Raw genomic sequence first — 4,281 nt, 5'->3', positions numbered from 1 at the left:
TGGCCTGATCCGACAGTACTACCCCAAGGGGACTGACTTCCGGCAGGTGACAGATATCGAACTAAGAAGGGTCGTCAAAAAACTGAATGACCGACCTAGAAAACGGCTCGGTTATCGAACACCGGCACAAGTGTTCCTGGGTGAGTACTCAGGTGCCCTGGATACCGCAGGTGCTGCACTTATTACTTGAATTCAGGCTTCCCAGGAAAACGCGCATGCGTATGAATAAACTGTTACATGTCAACGTGGTAAACTTAGCATCAGGAGATATTATTTAGATGGTTGAGTTCAACTTTACAGGCTTACATCCTACGTTTCTTGAGGCGCTCCAGCGCCATGAGCCATCAATTGCTTTCGCGTTGCAAGAAGGCGAAGGGAGATTTGTCTTCTTTTTTTTCTTGAAAACCGACTCACGAGGAAATATTAAGTGGGGGGACTTGGAGCTTTTTATTTTTCTAGCTCGCACTCAAACGATGTTGCGATTTAAATTGCTCGGAAACCACAAGAATGCAGGCGATTTTAAGATTCGACTGAATAAAAATGATGAGCAGAAAATTAGAGAAGAATTAGGTATACAGGGGAACCCAAATAGTCCAGCGTTTGACCTGGGAAGGTTTCTCGCAAAGCTGAATGATAACATTCCAATAACTATCCCTTTGAAAAATAAGATCGCAGAAATAAAGCAGCATGAAAATGCAGTTAAAGATCATTGTCGAGAATACATTGAAGAAGCACAAAAAATTTACCTTATAAGGCTTGGGCCAGTGACGAATGGTGGAAAACCAAGAGAAGAAACACTCCGAAAGCTCTACATGATAGACGCTTCAGCAGACGATATAACTTCTTTAATCAGTGATTTGAAGCAAATTAAATGGACAGCATATTGGACGGCCAGCGAGTCCAAGGGAAAGTCATTTTCTGCTATTTTTGACAAATTTTCTCAGGCGCAAAAAAACGCTTGAATAACTTTGAAAATTTGACAATCCGATATCTAGTGAATTATTGAACGCCGTGAAAATTGTAGATATCACTATTTAACAAGGTGCTGTTGTCGGACAAATTTTCCGCTGCGCTCCAAATTTGCCGCAAAGCACGGCGTTATACGAAAAGGAGAGAGTCGTGGGGCTACCAAGAACATTTGTAGGATTTAGCAGTACAGACATTCACTGTTACCGTCTTATGCAAGCTTGGAAAGCGAACAAGAATATAGATTTCAACTTTGCGAACTGTCAGCTTCAGGCCGAAGTGAACTCAGAAAATGAGGCTTATATTAAACGCAAATGCAGAGAGCGAATTAATTTGGCTGGCAAGTATGTAGTGTTGATCGGGCAGGATACAAAAAGCAAACATAAGTATGTTCGCTGGGAGGCAGAGGTCGCCATCGAAAAAAACTGCACAATCATTGGTGTAAATTTGGACGGTTCACGCTCAATGGTTCGTGATACATGCCCACCTATAATACGAGATATTGGTGCAATATTTGTTCCTTTTTCACCATATATTGTTGCCTACGCAATTCAAAACTTCGAAATGCATAATGACAACGACAATTATCATTACAAAGATCATGTATATACGAGCCTAGGGTATTAATGTGGACATGGAAGAGCAGGATTTCCCTGCATTATACAACTCTGCTGATTGCGAATCTCTGAAAGCACAAAGTCATTACTTTGGCGCTCTAAGGCTTTATCTTTTTCTTTTAATCTTGGCGGCTCTTGTATCTTTTGCATTCCCCGAAAACGCATACGCTGTCATCGGATCTGCATCACTTTTTTTAATAACGCTTGGAATATTGGTTTGGTTAAAAGTACAGAAGCCGGAAGATATTTGGTACAACGGACGCGCAGTATCAGAATCTGTAAAAACACGGACATGGCGTTGGGTAATGAAGGCTGAGCCTTATGATAAAGATGTCCCTGAAGAGCAAGCTCAAAAAGAATTTCTTAATGACCTGAAGGCCATTCTCGATCAAAACAGATCTCTGTCACACGTTCTTAAATGGACTCCCGATTTGGGAGAGGCGATATCACAGAAAATGATAGCTATACGGGCTAATCCATGGCAGCAGAGGCTAGATACATACATAAAAGACAGGGTTGATAATCAATTACATTGGTACTCAAAAAAGTCACAATTAAATAAACGCTTGGCGAAACGTTGGTTTGTTGTATCTATATTTTTACACTCGTCAGCAATTCTTTTTCTTCTATACAGAATAAAAGAACCTAGTAGTGCTCTCCCTATTGAGGTTATCGCTACCGCGGCCAGCGCGGTTTTGACCTGGGTTCAAGCCAAGAAGCATAATGAACTAAATTCATCTTATGCATTGGCTGCTCACGAAATAGTTTTAATCAAGGGTGAGTCCGTATCGGTCAAAGAGGAAGCTCATTTGTCAGAATTTGTTATTAATAGCGAATCTGCGTTCTCAAGAGAACATACACAGTGGGCCGCGCGGAAAACCGTATAACCAAGCGTTATAATCTTATCCGATAAATAGGTGAAACTAATGGCAAAAAAACAAAAACTATGCTTCGTCATCATGGGCTTTGGAAAAAAAACGGACTTATCCACAGGCAAGACATTAGATTTGGATAAAACATACAAGAATATTATTAAGCCTGCAGTTGAAAAGGCAGGATTACAGTGTGTAAGAGCCGATGAAATCCAAGACTCAGGCTTAATAGATAAAAGCATGTACGCATTATTAATGCACGCAGACTTAGTTGTTGCAGACATATCTACATATAATCCAAATGCAATTTACGAGCTAGGCATTAGACATGCTGTTAGACCTTATTCAACGATAATCATAAAAGAGCAAGAAGGAACTATTCCATTTGATATCAATCACAATCGTACTTTTCACTATGTGCACCTAGGTGATGATATTGGAGTCGATGAGGCTAAACGATGCAAGGAAGCACTGGTCGAAATGATCGAATCGATACTGAAGAACAAAACAATTGATAGCCCGCTTTATGACTATATCCAAGATATTGATCCGCCTAAATTAACACAGAAAGAATATCAAAGAATAATTGGTGATTTATCTGCAAGAGAAGAAAGTATTTTTGCTATATCTGAACGTGCTAAGCATTGCATGGAAGATTCAAACTTTATTGAGGCTGCTAGATTATGGGAAAAAGCTGAAGGCTTGGTTCCAAATGAAGCATATTTTACTCAGCAACATGCCTTGGCAAAGTATAAATCTAAAGCTCCCACAGAAGTTTCGTCTCTAACTGATGCTCTTCAAATAATTGAAAAGCTAGATCCAGATGATGAAACGAATGATCCTGAAACTCTTGGGCTTACTGGAGCTATTTATAAGCGTATGTGGCATTCAACTAATGATATTGAGTATCTAAAGCGTGCCATACACTATTATGGTAAGGGATTTCAAATTCGTCGGGATTACTATAATGGTGAAAATTACGCTCTTTGCTTAAATATTGCCGCGAGCATTGAAGTAGATATAGAAGAAAAAACTTTCTACAAAGTTTCAGCCAAAAAAGCGAGGCAAGAGATTGTGGTAATTTTGAGCTACTTATCTGAGGAGGAGGAAATTTCTCAATCAATAAATAAGTGGCCTTACGCAACGCTCGCTAATTGTTATTTTGGTCTCGGTGATTCAGATAATGGGATGAAATATGAAAAAATTTATCTGACTCTGGTTACGGCGGACTGGGAGAAAGAAACATACTTTCAAAGTAAAGAAATACTAACTAAACTAATTGGCGAGTGAGTAATAATGGCTAAAGAATAAAAAATATTTATAAGTCACTCTTGGCAGTATAACAATACGTTAGAAGTGCTAAGAACATTAATTAACGCAAGAGCATATTTTAGCGCCACATACGAAGAATCTACGAAGGATAAGCCAATAAACTCTGACAGTGAAAGCAATATTAAGACGAGGCTCACACAAAAAAATGGCAATTCAGACATTATATTGGCATTAGCGGGCATGTATGCAAGTCGTAGCTCTTGGATGGAGTGGGAGTTAGACAAGGCTATTGAGCTTGGTATCCCCATTGTCGGTGTGATTCCACGCGGACAAGGAAAGAATATCAACCATAGTCTCTACACGATCAATAGCTGATGTTCGTTGGAATACTGAAAGTATAGTTGCCGCAATAAGGAAGCATGCCAAGTGAATTATAACAAGTGCCAGCAATCGGACTTGGGTAAACTGTCACCATTTTTGCAAAAATACGCAAAAACGCCGCCAATTCCCCCAAGCCGTTGTAGTAGGCGTAAGAGCATCATTGATTCAGTGGC

General features: G+C 39.8%; 5 protein-coding genes and 1 pseudogene. All 6 read left to right on the top strand.

Translation table 11 applies throughout. The annotated features are described in order from the left end of the window. Positions 1-190: pseudogene (locus HVA01_RS17550) on the top strand (IS30 family transposase); the annotation flags it as partial. 88 nt (positions 191-278) lie between these two features. Beyond that, complete coding sequence (locus HVA01_RS17265; protein WP_146876689.1) at positions 279-962, top strand: DUF6037 family protein; 684 nt, start codon at positions 279-281, stop codon at positions 960-962. A 157-nt stretch (positions 963-1,119) separates the two neighbouring features. After that, entirely contained in the window at positions 1,120-1,593 is a 474-nt protein-coding gene (locus HVA01_RS17260; RefSeq protein ID WP_146876687.1) for a TIR domain-containing protein, read from the top strand. A 7-nt stretch (positions 1,594-1,600) separates the two neighbouring features. Further along, positions 1,601-2,470, top strand: coding sequence for a DUF4231 domain-containing protein (locus HVA01_RS17255; RefSeq protein WP_146876685.1), 870 nt, complete (start codon positions 1,601-1,603; stop codon positions 2,468-2,470). A gap of 39 nt (positions 2,471-2,509) precedes the next feature. Continuing rightward, a complete protein-coding gene (locus HVA01_RS17250; RefSeq protein ID WP_146876683.1) occupies positions 2,510-3,745 on the top strand; it encodes a TRAFs-binding domain-containing protein in 1,236 nt (411 codons plus the stop codon). A 24-nt stretch (positions 3,746-3,769) separates the two neighbouring features. Continuing rightward, positions 3,770-4,102, top strand: coding sequence for a TIR domain-containing protein (locus HVA01_RS17900; RefSeq protein WP_218031581.1), 333 nt, complete (start codon positions 3,770-3,772; stop codon positions 4,100-4,102). The last annotated feature ends 179 nt before the right edge of the window (positions 4,103-4,281 follow it).

The sequence above is a fragment of the Halovibrio variabilis genome, assembly GCF_007991175.1.
Classification (GTDB): Bacteria; Pseudomonadota; Gammaproteobacteria; order Pseudomonadales; family Halomonadaceae; genus Vreelandella; species Vreelandella variabilis.
This window is presented reverse-complemented; position numbering and strand designations above follow the sequence as displayed.

Coding starts and splice junctions, on each gene's coding strand:
- HVA01_RS17265 (WP_146876689.1), top strand. CDS start 279: ATGGTTGAGTTCAACTTTACAGGCTTACATCCTACGTTTCTTGAGGCG.
- HVA01_RS17250 (WP_146876683.1), top strand. CDS start 2,510: ATGGCAAAAAAACAAAAACTATGCTTCGTCATCATGGGCTTTGGAAAA.
- HVA01_RS17255 (WP_146876685.1), top strand. CDS start 1,601: ATGGAAGAGCAGGATTTCCCTGCATTATACAACTCTGCTGATTGCGAA.